The sequence below is a fragment of the Ruminococcus sp. genome (genome assembly GCF_016283395.1).
In genome coordinates, this window is sequence record NZ_JAEEMU010000048.1 from 1 (window position 1) to 18,533 (window position 18,533).

At 42.3% G+C, this 18,533-nt stretch carries 15 protein-coding genes and 1 tRNA gene; 10 read left to right on the top strand and 6 right to left on the bottom strand.

Annotated features, from left to right (window positions below):
• Together QZZ41_RS12085 and QZZ41_RS12090 are read right to left on the bottom strand one after the other, a co-directional pair.
• Positions 1-672, bottom strand: a 672-nt coding sequence (locus tag QZZ41_RS12085; protein ID WP_295072450.1) for an alpha/beta hydrolase, incomplete at its 3' end; no start/stop codon positions are given.
• A gap of 481 nt (positions 673-1,153) precedes the next feature.
• Positions 1,154-1,696 (bottom strand): TetR/AcrR family transcriptional regulator, encoded by a 543-nt coding sequence (locus QZZ41_RS12090; protein ID WP_051411589.1) that lies wholly within the window; start codon positions 1,694-1,696, stop codon positions 1,154-1,156.
• Positions 1,697-1,841: 145 nt separating this feature from the next.
• Between QZZ41_RS12090 and QZZ41_RS12095 the strand changes: the two genes are divergently transcribed.
• Genes QZZ41_RS12095 through QZZ41_RS12115 form a run of 5 tightly spaced genes read left to right on the top strand, consistent with a single transcriptional unit; the run spans position 1,842 to position 5,861 of the window.
• Positions 1,842-2,876 (top strand): alpha/beta hydrolase, encoded by a 1,035-nt coding sequence (locus tag QZZ41_RS12095; RefSeq protein ID WP_295072455.1) that lies wholly within the window; start codon positions 1,842-1,844, stop codon positions 2,874-2,876.
• Positions 2,877-2,890: 14 nt separating this feature from the next.
• Positions 2,891-4,015, top strand: a complete 1,125-nt coding sequence (locus tag QZZ41_RS12100; protein WP_295072458.1) for a pectin acetylesterase-family hydrolase — start codon at positions 2,891-2,893, stop codon at positions 4,013-4,015.
• Position 4,016: 1 nt separating this feature from the next.
• Complete coding sequence (locus tag QZZ41_RS12105; RefSeq protein ID WP_295072461.1) at positions 4,017-5,234, top strand: sugar MFS transporter; 1,218 nt, start codon at positions 4,017-4,019, stop codon at positions 5,232-5,234.
• Positions 5,235-5,253: 19 nt separating this feature from the next.
• Positions 5,254-5,385 (top strand): hypothetical protein, encoded by a 132-nt coding sequence (locus tag QZZ41_RS12110; RefSeq protein ID WP_295072464.1) that lies wholly within the window; start codon positions 5,254-5,256, stop codon positions 5,383-5,385.
• A complete protein-coding gene (locus QZZ41_RS12115) occupies positions 5,382-5,861 on the top strand; it encodes a hypothetical protein (RefSeq protein ID WP_295072467.1) in 480 nt (159 codons plus the stop codon). Before QZZ41_RS12110 ends, QZZ41_RS12115 begins: the two co-directional genes overlap by 4 nt.
• Before the next feature lie 233 nt (positions 5,862-6,094).
• Here QZZ41_RS12115 and QZZ41_RS12120 read toward each other — a convergent pair.
• From QZZ41_RS12120 to QZZ41_RS12135, 4 genes are all read right to left on the bottom strand, one after another.
• Positions 6,095-6,170: transfer RNA gene (locus tag QZZ41_RS12120), tRNA-Trp, on the bottom strand.
• 161 nt (positions 6,171-6,331) lie between these two features.
• A complete protein-coding gene (locus tag QZZ41_RS12125) occupies positions 6,332-9,400 on the bottom strand; it encodes a carbohydrate-binding domain-containing protein (protein ID WP_295072470.1) in 3,069 nt (1,022 codons plus the stop codon).
• 566 nt (positions 9,401-9,966) lie between these two features.
• Positions 9,967-11,394, bottom strand: coding sequence for a lipopolysaccharide biosynthesis protein (locus tag QZZ41_RS12130; protein WP_295072473.1), 1,428 nt, complete (start codon positions 11,392-11,394; stop codon positions 9,967-9,969).
• 131 nt (positions 11,395-11,525) lie between these two features.
• Entirely contained in the window at positions 11,526-13,133 is a 1,608-nt protein-coding gene (locus tag QZZ41_RS12135; RefSeq protein WP_295072652.1) for an EAL domain-containing protein, read from the bottom strand.
• A gap of 501 nt (positions 13,134-13,634) precedes the next feature.
• On the opposite strand from QZZ41_RS12135, the gene QZZ41_RS12140 reads away from it, so the two are divergent.
• The 5 genes from QZZ41_RS12140 to QZZ41_RS12160 all read left to right on the top strand — a co-directional run bounded on the left by QZZ41_RS12140 (position 13,635) and on the right by QZZ41_RS12160 (position 18,500).
• Positions 13,635-14,843 carry a hypothetical protein gene (locus tag QZZ41_RS12140; RefSeq protein WP_295072476.1) on the top strand — a complete coding sequence of 403 codons (1,209 nt, stop codon included), beginning with the start codon at positions 13,635-13,637 and terminating at the stop codon, positions 14,841-14,843.
• Between the two features lie 464 nt (positions 14,844-15,307).
• Positions 15,308-15,472, top strand: a complete 165-nt coding sequence (locus tag QZZ41_RS12145; RefSeq protein WP_295072479.1) for a hypothetical protein — start codon at positions 15,308-15,310, stop codon at positions 15,470-15,472.
• Between the two features lie 34 nt (positions 15,473-15,506).
• Positions 15,507-16,559, top strand: a complete 1,053-nt coding sequence (locus QZZ41_RS12150; RefSeq protein ID WP_295072482.1) for a hypothetical protein — start codon at positions 15,507-15,509, stop codon at positions 16,557-16,559.
• A gap of 5 nt (positions 16,560-16,564) precedes the next feature.
• Entirely contained in the window at positions 16,565-17,374 is an 810-nt protein-coding gene (locus tag QZZ41_RS12155; protein ID WP_295072485.1) for a hypothetical protein, read from the top strand.
• A 19-nt stretch (positions 17,375-17,393) separates the two neighbouring features.
• Positions 17,394-18,500 (top strand): hypothetical protein, encoded by a 1,107-nt coding sequence (locus QZZ41_RS12160; RefSeq protein WP_295072488.1) that lies wholly within the window; start codon positions 17,394-17,396, stop codon positions 18,498-18,500.
• The last annotated feature ends 33 nt before the right edge of the window (positions 18,501-18,533 follow it).

The window sequence follows — 18,533 nt, forward strand, 5'->3', positions numbered from 1 at the left end:
TCCGCAGGTTTTCTTAGCTTCACGTATTGTTCGGCGCAGAAAACATGAATCAAGCTTACCTGAAATATATATGTTTTCAGGATGATGCTCCTTTTCAAATATCTTGCTGAAACGAAAAGCCTGATTGAAAATATGCATATATAACCTGAATTCCTTTTTATTCAATGCGATAGCACATTTACGAAAAATGCTTCTGCTCTCCTCATTACGCTTACCGGGCATAATAATCCAGCTGAAAACATGGTAAACTGCCGCAAAAGGAAGCTTGTCTCCTATTTTTGAAAAAAGACGGGCACATCCGTGAAGCAGAACATTTACTGTTGCGACTGCGCCGACCAGGATACCGAAGTCAACATACTCAGGATAAAACGCCTGGATATACTTCACAAATATGGTACCAAGGGATACTCCCATGAATATAGCATGACGTACAGAATACTGATCGCATACAGCAAGTATTTCCCTGCTTATAGCATCCAAAGTTACCTCAAGCTGTGAAAGCTGTAAATTACCTTCATTATGACTTGGAAGATCAACAGTAAGAACGTTGTAATGCTTTGACAGCAGCGGCAGCTGATATTTCCAAATACGTGAATTGCCTCCGAAACCATGCAGCAGAACTATCGTCTCCGTGTTGCCGTCCTCGGCAGGATAAAATGTATTATGCAACATTTATATACCCCTCCCACATATTTTATATACATAATGTATTTTCCTTAAAGTCATTATATCACCAATTATTTTGCTAGTCAATAGCCTATTCCAAACATTTACAATTTATTTAGGTTTTGATAACAGGTAATATGGCCCTACCAATAAAATACATTTGGTATAATCAACTTTTTGAAGTATTTACAGCTACCTCTAGGGAGCTGGCTTATTTTGTATCGTTATACTGCCTTTCGTCGTGTGCATTTCATGTGCATTTCACCTGTTTTTTGTGCACACGGGACTGCAAATTTTCATTTAAAACTGCTTTCTACAGGCATAAGAAAAGCCTGTATTTCGGATTTTAATACTAAATTCAGGCTTCTTTAAAAAAGCGGACAGAGAGGGATTCGAATATTTTTAAATGGCTATTTTCGCCTATTTATAGCCTTTTATACTTTTCGTGTGGAATAAATGAGTGGAATAGAATTATTCTGAATGAAAACTATTTCTGGTATAGCTGTTCTTTTTCGATTATTGAAATATTGATATTTCCTGCAAATATCCTTTCCACCACGATCTGCGTCATCTCCTGCACCGACTCGGCATAACCGTTCCTTGCCCACTTCATGAAGATGCCGAAAAGCCCATAGGCAAGGTAGAAGCTTTCATAGGTATCCGAGGTCTGATTGGTGTCGCTGTCGGTCATGATGACCTCGTAAGCCGATAAAATTGCTCCGTGATGCCCCTGTCCGATGATAAGATCATTCTTTTTCCGCAGCGAGTAGCAGAAATCAAAATATCGCCTGACACGGTAGCTGTCATTGATCTGATGTTCCTTGAGCCTGTGTTCACGCTCATATTCACGCCACTTCATGATGATATAGGCGGTGATGATCTCGTCCTTTGATTTGAAGTTGCGAAAATAGGTCGCCCTGCCGATGCCGCCTTCCTCGCACAGCTCGTCCACGGTGATCTTTTCGATGTTCTTCTTTTTCATCAGCTTGAACAGCGCTTCGCCATATGCCGAGGTCACATATTCAGACATTTTCCACTCTTCCTTTTTGCCGATGATACTATTTCGCAAAATAGTATCATTTTCCCGATTTTATTGACTTTGCAGCCGTTTTATGATATTATAGTATCATAGAAAAGCAGTTTTGTCAAGCACTTGACAAGAAAGGATGGTCGCTATGGTAAAAAGTACAGTAAAGAAGCATAAAGCACTCAAAGTCATATTGATCGTTCTGGCTGTTATGGTCGTACTTTGCATCGGCGGATTCTTCATCGCAGCTACGCACACTCAGATCGTTGTGGGTTTCCTTCAGAAAATAGCTGATAACGGCAAACCGATGAACTCCTATGAACCTTTGAACGAACCGCAGAACGGTTTGAAAGAAAACGGACAGTATCTTATCAGCGAGATTGAATATGCCAAGGACTACCCGAACAGCTTTCTTGACATTATATATCCCGATGAAAACAGAGAAGCCGACAGACCTACTCTGTTCTATTTCCACGGCGGCGGTTTCTTTGCAGGCAGCAAGAATATGGGCGATCCGCTTGCCGCAAATGAAGCGACTGCTCTGATAGATGACCTTTGTGCAGCCGGATATAATATCGTCAATGTGGACTACGCTCTTGTACCCGACGAGCATTTTCCCGTTCCGCTGATACAGGCAAATCAGGCGTTTTCATATATTATGCAGCATAGCGAGGAATATCATCTGAACATGGATCAGGTCATTCTTATGGGTTCTTCGGCAGGGGCGATCATATCATGCCAGATGGGAACTGTTATCACAGCACCCGAATACGCAGAATTGCTCGGTATATCTCCTGCGCTTAATCCCGAACAGGTATGTGCGATCGTGGCTGATGATGCTCCGCTTGATTATGAGAGCTTTACGCTTGCCTGCAAATTTCTTGTGGGCAACTATGTGAAAGGCTCGATTTTTCTGAACAAAGACGAACTGAACCGTTATGACTGTATCCCCCACATGACAAGCGATTATCCGCCCTCGATCATGCTCGGCAGTGAATACCGTTACGATATGAACGAAATGCACGAAAAGCTCGATGCGCTTGGTGTTCGGAATGAGCTTGTAGATCCTTATGCTGAAAAGGGCGAGGAAAAGCCACATTGCTTTGTAGCAAATGAAAGAACCGATGAAACGGCAAAGGACGCATTCGACAAAATGCTTGCGTTTCTTGAAGCGAATACATAAGAGGAGGCGTTATTATGGAGAACACAAAACCGAAAAGCAAACTGAAAAAGGTGCTTATCATCATCGGCATCATCATTTTAGTGATCGCAATAGGCATTTTTATTCTTCTGAAGCTGACATTTTTCAAAACGTTCCCGAAGCTCAAGGGTGAACCTGAGATCGGCAAGTGGTATGAAATTGATGTTGACGGCGCAAAGTCCTCGGACGGCAGTGAATGGCACGGCATATTCCGCAAGGGTACGGAAAACAAGGTGGTCGTGTATTTCTTCGGCGGCGGTGTAAGCATCACCCCTGAGACTTCTGAGGGCGGCAAGGAATTCTATGCGACCAATATGACAGCTCAGGATTTTGTCGCACAGGGCGGTATCGGCAGCACGGCGGAGGAGAATCCGTTCAAGGACTGGAGCTTTATCGTGATCCCCTATGCGACCGGCGATTTTCACGCAGGCACGGGAATTTACGAGGGCAAAAAGACTGTGTATCACACAGGATACAGCAATTACTCCGCTTATGTGGAACAGGTCAAGCAGTATATCGGAGAGCCAGACACGCTGCTTGTAACAGGCTTTTCGGCAGGTGGCTTTGCGACTTCCTTGCTGGCTGACGATGTGATCGACCGTTTTCCAAGTGCTGAAAATGTGACGGTCTGTGTTGACAGCTCGCTCCTGCTTTATGAAGGCTGGCACGAAACGGCTGTAAATTTGTGGAAAGCTCCGACTGAAATATCAGAAAGACTGACCACAAACAACCTTGTCCTTGACAGTCTGACCGCACTCCATGAAAAGCGTGGTAACAGCGTGAAAATACTATTTGACTGCTCTTATCGTGATGATACGCTGATGCAATATCAGTCCTATATCGACAGCGGAAAAATGGATAAGACAAAAGAACTTGGCGACAACTTTCAGCATGATCTGAAAGAAATGGTAAACGGCTTGCAGACGAATATCCCCGATGTGGGTATCTATGTCTGGAGCTGCGGAGAAGATGCAAATACCCATAATACCCAGCATACGATCATCTCTGCGAATGTATTTGACAAGCTCGGAAACGATCGAAGTGTCGGTGAGTGGATATATGATGCAGTGAACGGCGATGTAAAAACCTACGGGCTGGAACTGCTCGATAAAACATTCTGAGATGAGGATCATTAAGAATATATCCTATAAAACAACACTGATAGCCTGCTTTATCGGATATGTGATACAGGCGATAGTCAACAACTTTGTGCCTCTGCTGTTTCTGCGGTTTCAGGCTGAATTTGGTATCGCTTTGGCACAGATCACATGGCTCATAACGATCAACTTTATTGTACAGCTTACAGTGGACGCAGTTGCTCCTGCCTTTGTGGATAAGATCGGCTATCGGGCATCTATGCAGCTTTCGCATATCCTGTCAGCATCGGGATTTCTGCTGATGACAGTTTTACCCGACAGGCTCCCGTCACCCTTCGCAGGACTTGTGATCTGCGTAACACTGTATGCAGTAGGCGGAGGACTGCTTGAAGTGCTTGTAAGCCCCATCGTTGAGGCTTGTCCGACAGACAACAAGGAGACGACAATGTCCTTGCTCCACTCCTTCTACTGTTGGGGACAAGCGGCTACCGTGCTGTTATCAACTGTGTTTTTTGCCCTTGCAGGAATAGAGCATTGGCGTATACTTGGTGCTTTATGGGCAATCGTACCGATGTTGAATTTTATTCTTTTCCTGAAAGTACCCATTGCCACGCTATCCGAAACAAGAGGGCAGGAATCGGGATTTGCTGAACTGATAAAAACACCTCAATTCCTATTTTTCTGCCTGATGATGCTTTGTGCAGGTGCTTGTGAGCTGACGGTAAGCCAGTGGGCATCTGCCTTCGCCGAATCAGGACTGCACATCTCAAAATCCGCAGGAGACCTGATCGGGACTATGGGATTTGCGCTGTGTATGGGCAGTGCAAGAGCGATGTTTGGCAAATTTGGGGAGAAGATACCGCTGCAAAAGGTAATGCTCGCATCGTCCGTTTTATGCGTTGGGAGCTATCTGCTGATCGGTCTGACAAAAGCTCCGGCAGCCGGACTGATCGGCTGTATGCTGTGCGGATTATCCGTTGGGATATTCTGGCCGGGAACTTTCAGTCTCTCAGCCGCAAGGCTCAGAAACGGCGGAACGCTGATGTTTGCATTACTGGCGCTTGCAGGTGATCTGGGGTGCGGTGCAGGTCCTACGATTGCAGGAAAGGCATCTGCCTTGTTTGGGAGCGATCTGCACAGGGGTATCTTATGCGGTATTGTGTTTCCGTGTATCATGCTCTGCTGTGTTCTTCTGATGGATAAGGAATATCAGAAAGGAAAGGTCAGAAATAGAGGCAAATAAGAAAAGAGGTCATAAGACATTGAAGATCATCGGTATCATACTGCTGATACTTTTCTCTGTTGGACTGATATCTTCATCAAGGGTAAGATACACGAACGCCGTCTGTGGTACGATGATGACTATTTCGATGATCTCAAGACAGATGCTGTGATTGAAAAGAAATATTCCGGCAGAGGCAGCTTTGAGACTGCCTGCACTGAATTCAAGAGCGATAACAGCAGGATCAACACAATCAGGGTGTTTTATCCTGCGGAGCTTGCAGACAGCAACAGATCCTATCCGATGATCGTTTCGGTCAATGCAAGCGGTACACGGGCAAGAAATTATATGGCTGTGCTTGACAGGATCGCTTCATGGGAATTTATTGTGGTCGGCAACGATGATCCGCAGTCCGGCACGGGGGAAACTGTATCGCAGACACTTGATCTTATCCTGAATATCGGTGCTGACAGCGAATTGTACGGCAAGATCGACAAAAACAATATCGGTATCATCGGATATTCGCAAGGCGGTGCCGGAGCGATGTGTGCAGTTACGAATTTTGATAATGGAAAGCTGTATAAGACGATATTCACAGGCAGTGCAGCTGAATTCTTGGAGGAGTATAGCAACGGTAACATTCATTGAAAGCTTTTTGTTAATGAATATTTTTAAATAGAATCAGCTCCCGTAAAGGGAGCTGGCTTCTTTTCTTATCGTTATACTGCCTTTCAGTCGTGTGCATTCCGTGTGCATTTCATGTGCATTACACCTGTTTTTTGTGCACACGGGACTGCAAATTTTCATTTAAAACTGCTTTCTGTATGTAACAGAAAAGCCTGTATTTCGGAGTTTTTCTCGAAATGCAGGCTTTATCGTTCTGGCAGGGGCAGAAGGACTTGAACCCTCGGCACGCGGTTTTGGAGACCGCTGCTCTACCAACTGAGCTATACCCCTATGTTTTTTGCTGCTCATCAACTGCAACATGATAATTATATCAGAAAATGAATAAAATGTCAACAGTTTTATAAAAAATTTATTTTTTAACTTTATACTGATAAGATTTCAAATAAATGATAGTTCACCCCCTCGAAGTGAGGGGGTGAACTGCTGTATCATTAGAATCTTAATGCTGAACGGATGATCTGGAAACGAGCAATGAGGAAGTCAATAACAGAAGTGTTGTTATTGAACATTCCGCCGCCGCCTCCACCGAAGCCGCCAAAGCCGCCGAAGCCGCCTCCACCGAAGCCGCCGCCGCCAAAGCCGCCGAAGCCGCCTTCAAATGCCCAGCTTTCTTCTGTGATTATAGTATCTTCGGGTTCATCAGAGTTGAACTGGAAGCCCCAGTTGCCCTGCTGACCCCACTGCTGATTGTTGCCCTGCTGACCTTGCTGGCCCCACTGCTGGTTGTTGCCTTGCTGGCCCCACTGCTGGTTGTTGCCTTGCTGGCCCCACTGCTGGTTGTTGCCCTGCTGGCCCCACTGCTGATTGTTGCCCTGCTGACCCCACTGCTGATTGTTGCCCTGCTGACCTTGCTGGCCCCACTGCTGGTTATTGCCCTGCTGGCCGCCGCTTGTCTGGAGACCGTTAGCACTCTTAGTTGTATTTGCGTTGAACTGATCAACTGTGAATGCTGAAAGCGGATCTGCCTGAATGTGAGGACGGATCATGTCAGCGATCTTAGTAACAAATGACTCAGGGTCGCTGTAGTAGTTAAGGATATCCTTTACATAGCCGACATACATATCGTAGTATTCAGGTATCTGGAGAAGTCTTGCGAAAGGTCTGTACTCGAGAGTAGCCTGATAGAGGCTTGTAGTGATATCAGAGTTTACAGCATCAGTACCGCCCATAAAGTTACCTAAGCAGAGGTTGTAGTCCCAGCCTACGAAGTAGTGCTTGCCGCCTGTGTAGATAAGGTAGTAGTTATGTGCCAGTGAACCGTTATAGCTGTCGTAGTTACACATTACAGCATTAACTGCAAAGCCCTTGAGGAAGCTTGGAACGTCCATGATATCCTCGATGAACTTATAGTTTGAAGAAGTCATCTTGTTGATAGCTGTCTTGAGTTCTTCAAGATGTGTGAGCTGCTCATCGTTACCGAACTTAAGGTCAAGGTTACTTACAGGCATATTCTGTGTGAATGTGCTGTAGCTGTCTCCGCCGCCGAAGCCGCCGAACATACCGCCGCCGCCTGCCTGGTTGCTTCTTTCGGTAGCCTTGTAGAGGTTGGAATCGTCATCTATAGCATAACGCTCTGCGAGAGTTGTGCCCGGCTGCTCAGCGATCATGTAGAAGCTGTAGAGCTTACCGTTGAGGTACATATCGGAGTATCCAGCCTTAGGAGCAACACCGTCTATCTCATACATAGCATCGTAGCAGATGATATCTCTCATGCATGAAGGATCTGAATAGAAGTTGTTTACACAGAACTCTGTGAGTCCGTGGTAGTTGTTGAGCTTTTCATACTTGTCGAGCTTGAAGCGGAAGCTGTACTTTCCGTTCTGTACCATCATTCTTGAGCTGTTGCCCTTGGTTCTGATACCAACATTCTTGATCTCCTCGCCGTCGATAACTACGTCACAAGGTGCCCACTCTTCGTTCTGAGCTACTCTCATAAAGTTGTTCCAGTCATTTTCTGACATCTTAACTTCAACCTTATGAACTGATGACTGATCGAAAAGCTCACCGTAGAGCTGCTCTTCGTCATCCATGTCATTGTTTACGTCCTTGTATGAAGCAGGCTTGCCGGCCTTGAAAGTATTGCCTGAGCTGTGCTTCTGCTTGATACCGCCTGCAAATAACTTGTAGCTTGTGCCGTCTGCAAGGTCAGGTGAAGAAACAAGAGCAAACTTATACTTCTTGAGAGTATTTACTTCAAGAATGATCTTGTTTGAAGAATCAGTAATAGCTATAGGATTGTTCTTTGACCATTCCTTAGCAAAGTCAAAGAGCATAGCTGACTGAGCTGTAGAAGTAAGGTTCTCTATCTGATAGTCTGTAGAAGTTGCAACGATAGTACCACCTGTAAGATTGATGTTGCCTACGCTTGTAAGGCTCTTATCACCGTTGGCACTGATATCACCGCCTGAGATATTGATATCTGTTTCAGCCTGGATAGCGTCCTTGCCACTCTTAATGCCGATCTTACCGCCTTCGATATCAACGTTGCCCTTTGAGGACTTGATACCGTCGCCTTCAGCATTGATGTTAATAGTACCGTCCTTTACAACAACTGACTTCTTACCCTTTATAGCGTCGTTTCCGTCAGTCTTGTTGAGCGTCTCGACATTGATAATACCGCCGGTGAGCTTGATATCGTTGTTACATACGATAGCAGGCTGAACGTTAGCAGTTATAGTGAGAACGCCTGTACCTGAATCGCCGCCCTTGATAGTGAGATCGTCCTTAGCTTCGATAATAGCACTTTCAAGGAAGTCACCTGTGTAAGCAGCCTCGGTATCAGAAATAGTATTCTCTGTTCCGTCTGCGATAGTGATAGAAGTCTTGTCTGCATTCTTTATAAGAATAGCAGGAGCGCTCTTGCCTGTGATCTTAACACCGTTGAGTACAAGCTTTACAGTATCTGGATCAGCCTTTTCATCAGGAACTTCAACGTAGATCTGACCGTCACTGAGAGTACCATCGATAGTGTAAGTACCTGAATGTGAGATAGTAACCTTTGATCCGCTTGCAGTAGCATATTTACCGTCAACAGTTATTGAATTGCCGTTGAGGTGGATCTTTGTGTTTACATCTTCCTTAGGAACTGTAACTACTGTTTCTGTAGTGGTCGTTGCAGTAGTTGTTGTAACAACAGCAGTAGTAGTGCTTGTCTGACCGCCGTTGTCCTTGTATGACTCGGGAAGTGAAGTAATAGCATTGAGCAGGTAACGCTGTATGGAAAGAGCATCGCTTGAAGTAAGACCTGAACCTCTTTCAAATACATCGGCTCTGTCTGCACCTTCCTGAGTGATGTGACCTTCTGCTGTTCCTGTTACTCCGTATTTACTTGGATTTGCAAGAGACTGCATGATAAGTACTGCATCTGACATATCTACGGTTCCGTCGCCGTTTGCGTCACCGTAAACGATATCTGCTGCTGATGCTGTGGTAACTGCCACAGCCGCTGAGCTAAGTATACAAGCAGACACTAAGCCTGCAAGCATGGTTTTCTTTTTCATTAGTATCATCCTCCTAAATATCCTTTTTCGAGAGATATTATTAATAGACAATTACATAATAATGAATATATCTTAAAATAATCTTAAATCAACCTTAAAAAACAGCACTTTTGCCGTAAAAGATGAAAAATAATTATTTTTTGACTTAATTTGTTTATATCAATTAATAAAATATTTTTTTGGATAAAAGAAGGCTGACGTTGCTTTGTGCTTAAATAATATTACTTTACTCCTCTAATGTCGTTATAAAGTCAAAAATAAAGCTCCGTAATAACCGTGGTATTTATATAGCAACTTTTATGCTTATTATTGAGAGAACCCCTTTTGAAAAAGGGGCTTCTCTCAAACTCTCTCCCGAAAACTTTCGTTTTAATTTTTTTTTCGGATAGTGCGCGACCTGTAGACTTACAGGTCTTTTTTATTATCATACGCGCCCTATCCGAAAAAAATCAGATAAAAGTCTTTGGAAAGGGGTTCGGGGGAAAACCTTTCCTCAGAAATGGTTCCCCCGATAATTAACTATAAACTTCTATATAAGTACCACTGCTAAACGGAGCTTTTACTTATTATTTTTTCATAAGCTTATTTACTGTTGTAAGCATCGGGCGATAATTGAGAGCGGTCATACAAGCGGTGAGGAGAAGCTCCCAGAATATGCAGCCCTTGAAGCTGAATATCACAGGCATACACATAAGCAGAAGAATGACCGTATTGAGTATCGTCCTGATTACTGAAAAGTTAAACGGTACATAGTATCTTGCGTCTATCATTCTTATACAGTAGCACAGCAGATAGCTGAGGAATGTTGCGAATGCCGCACCCTGGATACCCCAGCATGGGATAAGTCCGAGGTTAAGGATAATATTCACGATAACAACAGCTATTATGGAATAGAATGCGTTTTTGGTATGCTTTGTAGCTGTGTAGATACCTGCAAGGAAAAGATTGAGGCAGGTAAAAGCGGCAGCTGCGATAAGCAGGGGAGTGAAAAGAAAAGCCTTTTTGTATTCGGGAAAGGTAGTGTAGTTTATGAGAAGTGCGGATACTGGCTTTATAAAGAGTATCAATGCAGCCGAACCTATGAAAAGCAATGATTCGTAAGCCGAATAAACTTTTGAATAGAAGTTGTTGCGGTCAGCGGAGTCGTTTTCGGTGATAGCCGACATATTCCACGCCTGAAAGAAAATAGTCGAAAGCATGGTGACGATGTTGGGTATCTTGGTAGCTGCGGCGTATATGCCTGCTGCGTCCTTGCCGAGAAATACTGTATCGCTGTGCATATTTCCGATGAATATCTGATCCGAAAAGCCTGTGAATGTCCACATTACTGTTGTAGGTATAAGAGGCAGAGTGAAGCGAAGCATACTTTTTCCCAGCTCCCTGCTGAAACAGCTGATATCAGCATATTTATGCAGACCTGCGGCTATAAAAAGAAATACAGTTGAGCATATATCCGAGAGGATTATTGATATTACAAATCCTTTGACTCCCATTCCGAGCTTTGAGATGAATAATACGTTGAATATGAAAAGGAGTATGGTCACAAATATGCCGTCGGCTGAAAAAAGCGTGACCATTCCTCTTGCTCTTACGAACTGTGAGCACAGTCCTCTGAGAGCTGAAGCGAATACCAACAGATAAAGCAGGATTGAATATCCTGTTATGGGCCGCAAGATAGGTATGAAGTGCAGAAGCGGCACGATAGGTATCATTACGGCGAGTCCGCACAGCATAATAAGTCCTGCTGTTGTAAAGACCTGTTTTTTATTGTACTGCTTGTCGAGACCGTATCGCACTATAGCTTCACTAAGGGAAAATGTGAAAACGGGAAGCAGGAAAACTACAAGTATCTCAAGAAGTGATTTCGTATACAGGTCGGATGGACTGATATGCTTTGTATAAAGGTTATTGAGCAAAAGCGAGAATATTTTTGCACCAAAGCTGCCCACAGCGAATATTACGGTATTCATGGCGAGCTTTTTATATTTGTTCATTTGCATCCCTCCGAGAATTCAATATTACTATTCTACCACTTATCAAGCAATAAATCAATGCTTTTTATAAGAAAAAAGGATATAAAAAAGCCATAGTATACTGAATGAAAGTCATTATACTATGGCTGTGTTCAATTGAACATATCAGAAGTCTCTTCAAGTGCCTCCAGAGCCTTTTTCTGCGCAGCCGGAGACATTGACTGGATAACGAAAAGAAATCTTTCGCCGTCCTCAACAGTGGTCCTTATTATCCTTAAATCTCTTAATATAAATTTGCCGTCCTGATTTTTGATGTGGAACGGCTGCTGGATGATAGGATTTTCGGCTTTCTCAATATGCTTTTTTACGAAGTCTATATCGGTGAACTTGATAAATCTTTCGCGTTCACTTTCGATTACTTCATTCTGTGCAAAAAGTATCCTTGCTTTATCGAGAGGCATTGTAAGGTATTCGTTGTTGAAGCCGATCTTTGAGTAGAGTCTTGTGATGATACGGTTGTTTTCGTGGTCGATTATAGTTATATGATCGTATGTGTCGATGAGGATACGGCTGTATTTTTCAAACATCTGCTCACGGTTGGCAGTACGTGCGGGATCGAAAGTCTTTATGCTTGCGGCAAGCATATATTTGTTATCGGTCTTGGCTATGCATTTGGTCGAGTAGGTGAAATACACGGCGTTGGCAAAATGGTCCTTCTTTATGAGCTTGCCTGTTTTCAGTGACATCTCTATCTGCTCGTTGATGTTCTGGAAGTAGACCACAGGCATACTTTCTATAGCTTCTTCCATTTCTCTTGTACTGTTATAGCCTAATTTCTTGATCTCGTCAAGATACGCCCTGTTTGCGTACTGGAACTTCACCTTTTTGCCGTCTATCTCCACAAGGGCAAGTGCCGTGGGACTTTCGCGCAGTATCGATGTATCGTCGATAGGAAAGTCATCGGAGGATATCTCGTTGAACGGATCAGGACTGAGAAAATTCACCTTTCCGATAGTGTCCCAGTAATCGCTCTCGCTGCGTTTTTCGACTGTTATACTTGAATTTGTAAGGTAATCTATGTACATCTCGCTGCTCATAGGCTTGGAATAATAGTAGCCTTGCAGCATCTCGCAGCCGATAGTGCGCAGGAAGAGTATCTGCTCTCTTGTCTCAACACCCTCGGCAAGAGTGTGTATGCCGATAGCTTTCGCCATATTAACTACGGACGAGAGTATCTTCTTGGAGCGCATACCGATATCGCTGAGAAAGCGCATATCGATTTTTAAAACATCAAAGCTGTAATCCTTTAAGACATTCAGCGAAGAATAGCCGCTTCCGAAGTCGTCCATGAAGATAGCGAAGCCTGCCTCGTGGAAACTGTCGAATATCCTGCGGAAATAAGCTGTATTGTCCAGCATTACGCTCTCGGTTATCTCAATGTGTATGGCAGTTGACGGGACGTTGTATTTCTCTAAGATATCGGAAATAGCTTTCAGCATATCCATTTCGTTGAAGTCGAGACGGGAGAGGTTTATGGAGAACGGGTGGAGCGGCAGACCTTTCTCGCGCATCTCATTATAAGTATAGCAGATGTTTTCGAGAATCATAAGATCGAGCTTATGGATAAGACGATTTTTCTCGAGAACGGTTATAAAGAGGTAAGGCGAGAGGAGTCCCATTTCGGGATCCTGCCAGCGAGCAAGAGCCTCAACGCTGCATATCTGTCCTGTAAGAGTTCTGATAACGGGCTGATTATATATTGTTCATCAATATGCTGCATAACAACTCTCCTTTATATTAAGATAACATAGAAGCATTCCGTTAGTTATAATAATGTCATATTGACCTATATTTCTATTATATTATAGACATTATATCATAAAGTACGATACAAATCAATGGAAAAAGCAAAATTTATGGAAATTTTAAAAATAAATGATTTTACTGCCGAATAAAAGTCAATTTTGCAAAATATCACAAAAATGCTGTTTACAACAGTTTAACTCAAAAAAATAATATACCGCGAGTATTGAAAAAGCGGCTTTAAAAGCGGACAGGAAAACTTCTCGTTGTGCAATATAACAAAAATAATCTGAGAATAATAAAAATTTAGGAAAGATATTGACAAAACAACTTGCGTGGTGTATAATATGATTGTAAACAAAAAGTATAAACCACACAATACAAAATGTGTGACCATATGGGGTATGAGGCAGCCGAGCCGTTAATTCGGTAAATATATTATGAAAGGAAAATGACCTATGATGAAAAAGAATATGAAAAAGAAAAGCACAGCGAGAAAGCTTTTACCGGCTGCCGGAATGTTAGCTGTATCAGCTTCAATGCTTGCAACATCAACCTACGCGTGGTTCACAATGAATAAGACCGTTGAAGTATATGGAATGGAGATGAGAACTAAGGTTGGTTCAAACCTGTTGATTTGCTCTGATAATATCGAAGCAAACTATTCAGCAGCAACTCTCCACGAAGGCAGAATGGGACTACTTGAGCCTGTTTCTTCTATCAACGGTGCTACCGGCTCGTTCTTCTACACAACAAACGCAACTGCTCGTGGAACTAAGGATGCCGGAGCAACTGTTATCGGCTATAGTGAAAATCAATCTGTGGCAAATGCCGTTGCCGGAAAAAATGCTTATGATAAAGCTTTTAATGGTGCTTATGGTATAAAATCAACATCTGAAACCTTCGAGACATCAGATATCACAATGGTTAAGGCAGATTCAACTGCTTCACCTGCTGCTACAGGTCGAGATGGCGCAGCTTATGGCTATATCGACTATGTTTTCTATATCAAGGCAACTTCTGATACAGCCAATCAGAAATTGATGCTGACTGAATGTAATATGCTTTATAATAATGCAGCTATAACAAGTGCAACAAATACGGCAGGTGTAGATATTGATCGTGCATGGCGTATAGGTGTTTTTGCAGAACAATTAAATGCTTCTACAGAAGGCGGTAAAGGAAATACCGGAACTTATGCAAGTATCGCTCAGAAAGACCCTGCAAGTGCTGCTGACAAGCAAAAAGGTATTCTCGGTCTTGCAAATTCAACATACTTCACGGCAGGAAAGGCACAGAATTCCACTACTGCGAATGATGTGCAGAACGTTGTAAACTTTATGAACGGAAATGCAACATCGGGTCAAGAAGGATATGCAGCAACTGGTGTTGTTCTTGATACTATTGCAAATAGCGGCACGACTGCATATTACAAGGTTCTCGTTCGTGTATGGCTCGAAGGCGAAGATAATACTTGTAACTCTGAGACTTATGCAAAGTTAACTAATAATTGGTCTGTTAACTGCAAGTTTGAACTTGATACTGACGTTTCTAAGGCTGTTAAGCAGATCGGTACATCCACTGATGCGGCTCATATGCCCGTAACATCAGTTACTCAGGAAGCTGTAACATCACCTATTGAAGTTGCAACAGTAGCAACTCCTTGACCTTAAGTTATAAATTAATTCTACAGGCACACATATAAAAACTAACCCCTAACAACTAATTGAATAGAGCTCATCCCTAAGCTCTACATAAAAAAGCTTTCATGATCATTCCTCCATATAAAAGGTTTTTTACAGCCTACTTGAATACTTCTCCCCGTCAGGCAATAGTCTGGTGGGCGATAATTAAGAATACTTCATCATAGGCTCATAAATACCTCTATAACGTAACGAACCCCTCTGAGCACGGAGGGGTTCGTTATTGGTTAGTGAGTATACGAATAGTAAATATTTACCCGCGTTATACATTTTTATATGCACATTTATTACAAAGTGTAAACACTATTATTAGCCATTATGCACATTGAAATAGAATATATAAAAATGATATAATAAAGTAGGGTAGTAATGCCTTTATGCCATAGCTATGCCTTTTTGACTATATAATGCGTTCGGAGGTGCGGCGTATGAAATTGAAAAATAAGAATATAAATACAGCTGCCCTTACGGAAGAAGAGCGCAGGAAAATGAAAAGGGCTGCCTTGATAAAAATGCTTATTATCGGCATATTTCTGGGAGTTGTTATCATATGGGGCTCGATGCAAGCTACAACCATTCAGATGACCGTTTAATTCCATAAATTCCACAGAAAGTGAGGTGGAGCAGATGAAAGAGAATGATCTTAGGTACAACATTGGCGAGTTAGCATCTGCTTCGCCAAGCAGCAGAATAGACGACGAGCTTGCTGAGAAAAAACGAATTCAGAAGAATGCTCTTATTAAGATGGGAACGATGGGCATTTTATCAATGATTTTGTTAATTTTTTTCACGATCTCATGGTTCACTATGAACACTCAGGTGGAATCTGGCGGAATGCAGATAGCTGCAGGAGGTCCAAATTATGAGATTTTGGTATTAGAAAATGGCTCAAACGGACAATACTATGCAGATTATCATAGTTTGGTGAAGGATTCCTCTGCCGTAGTCTGGCAAATGGTAGATGCCAATAATATGGGAAATTATAATGATACCTCACAGAACCCAGGTATTAAACCTGGCTCGTATGGAATGGTCTCATTTTATGTAAAACCTTTGGTAGACACTGTTGATTTGAGTTTTAACTTTGAAATATTAGGATATGAGTATGATGAAGATGCCGTGAATTCGACGGATAAAATGAAGCTGCTCGATTCTGATGAATCGCCTGCTTTATTCCTTAATGGGCATATTCTTCTTTTTGAGAAAAGAACAGGTACTACGGAAGATAATTTCGTTTACAGTAAGCCTATCCTCTCAAATGAAGATATGCAGAGAGTTATAAGCCGAAATACATACACGAAAAAGGCTGATAATTCTCCGACACAAGTTGATATATACTGGGTCTGGCCCACAACTCTCAGCAAGGTCATTGATGCAAGAGGCTGTGCTAAAATATCCGTTACCGAAGAACCTTTCACAAGTAAGACTGCATACAGCGAATCAGCAAGCACAAGCGCTTATAGCGAAGTTGTTGACAATATCAGAGCATATCCAGACTATTACTGCAAGGGCGTGAGCCGTCCTGCTAATGCGGGGGATATGCTTTCTGAACCAACGATAGTTACAGATTATGATAAATACGGAGATTACTACGATCAAGCAGATAATGATATTGGAATGGGTGTAAACTTTATTCTATTAAAATTATCTATTTCGCAAGTGTCTTCCTCCGGGGAGTGATACAAGTGAAAAATATTCTTGAAAAATTCAATAAAATGAAAACTGTTCAGAAAGTAGAATTCATACTTGCATCACTATGTACTATTGCTTTGTTAGTGGGTATGCCTGTTTGGGCTTGGTTTTCCAGCGTGAACAACATGGAGACGATGACAAAGATAAAAGAACCTGAAAACCTCGATATAAGAGCCGGACACTATCATTCTATCATAAATTTCGAGCTTAGTGATATAAGTATCGAGGATATGTATGATACAACAAATAATGTGTCAATACCTGAATACCGAGTGTTTAGTGTAAGTGCAGGCGATTATAAGATACCATATAAGCTACAGCTTGCGTATACAACGAATATTCCGTTCAAGTATTCAATATATAAAGCCACAGAGGTCAATTCGGAAGGTGCAAATACTGTTGCATACAAACCTATATATAAAGACCCCGATGATCCTACTACAGACGGAAAAACATATTATTATAAAATTGGTGATGAGGTTTCTCTTACAGCTCTCAACGGAGATGTAACAAATGAAGCGTATTATGGCAGAGAAATCGGTATAAAGCAAAAAGGCAATACTTACTACGATAAAACCTATGATAATTCAAGCGATGCACCTGAAATATATGCTGTTCCCGTGTATCTGCAATCCGAAACGATAACTCCGACGGATAAAGGCGAAGATGCTCATGATTACTTCGTTCTAAAAATAGAATGGAATCAGGAATCCGCAGCGACGAATTTTACCAAGTGGAATAAGGCAGAAAATAACAAAGAAACAGATATTATCTATATCACAGCAAGCCGAAGCACAGGCTGATGAAAACGAGGTGAAGGTCATGAATAAAATACTGAAAACATTGAGAAAGCACTGGACGAGAGTCTGGCTGATAGCCATTCTACTGCTGTCCGGCGGTGTTTATGTGACCTATGCTATATATACAGAGGTTTCCTCTGTAAAACGTGTTGTTTCAACGCAGGCTTCACCTGTTGAGATGTTCTCATCGAACTGTATGCGCCCCGATATTTCAAGCAGACGGCTTTCTTCTGTTGAATACAGCATTACCGTGTGTAACTTTGATCAGGATAAGCCGACTATATATAACCCTGCAACTATCAGCTACACACTACACGCCGAGCTTCAAGTAAAGCAGGGAGATAATTATATCAATATGGCTACATATCTTGGTACTCTTGATCAATCAAATACTGAGCAGAAATCCAAATACGATAATTACTTAGCAAAAGCAGCTCTATATTCTATATACAAAACAGAGGACGATACAACCGGAGAGGTTGCAAAATCAGAGAGCAATTTTACTCTTGGCAATGGCTTTACGGTAACTCTAACATCAGATACTCTTGCAGCTCAACATTCTTCTGTTGATAAGTATAAGGTTGAAATAGACAGTGCATCTACCACCGATCCCAACCCGGACATTTTTGTACATGTTTGGGCAGTGCCTACTCCCCCTACCACGCTGAGAACTATCGAAACAAGATTATATGGTGCTTCAACTACAACAGATACAGCCACATGGACAGGTACATTTATAGAGACAGACTGTGCTATTGTTGATTACGACTTCTATAACTATGTTATCACAGGCAGCGGTGCTGGAACAGTAGATATTATATGGGATTCAAATAAATTCAGCATAAACGATTTCTTCTTTAACACAGCACTTTCCGGCAATTCATTCTATAATGACAATAATACTCCCTCAGAAATACTTGACAGCGATGCAAAGTATGGAAGCAGAAAATATGATGGAAAATATGTTGGCTGGAGTAAAATAACCCTCAGTGTTGGCACTGGGGCAAATAGCCAAAAAAACAGGTATGAGTTACAGCTATATAAGACAGCAACAGATTCCCTGACAGGAGTTTCTTATACAGGCGAAAATGCAGCGACAAATTATATTGCCTGCTTTTTTAGCAAATGACATCAATGATTATAGGTTGGTATTTCATAAAGA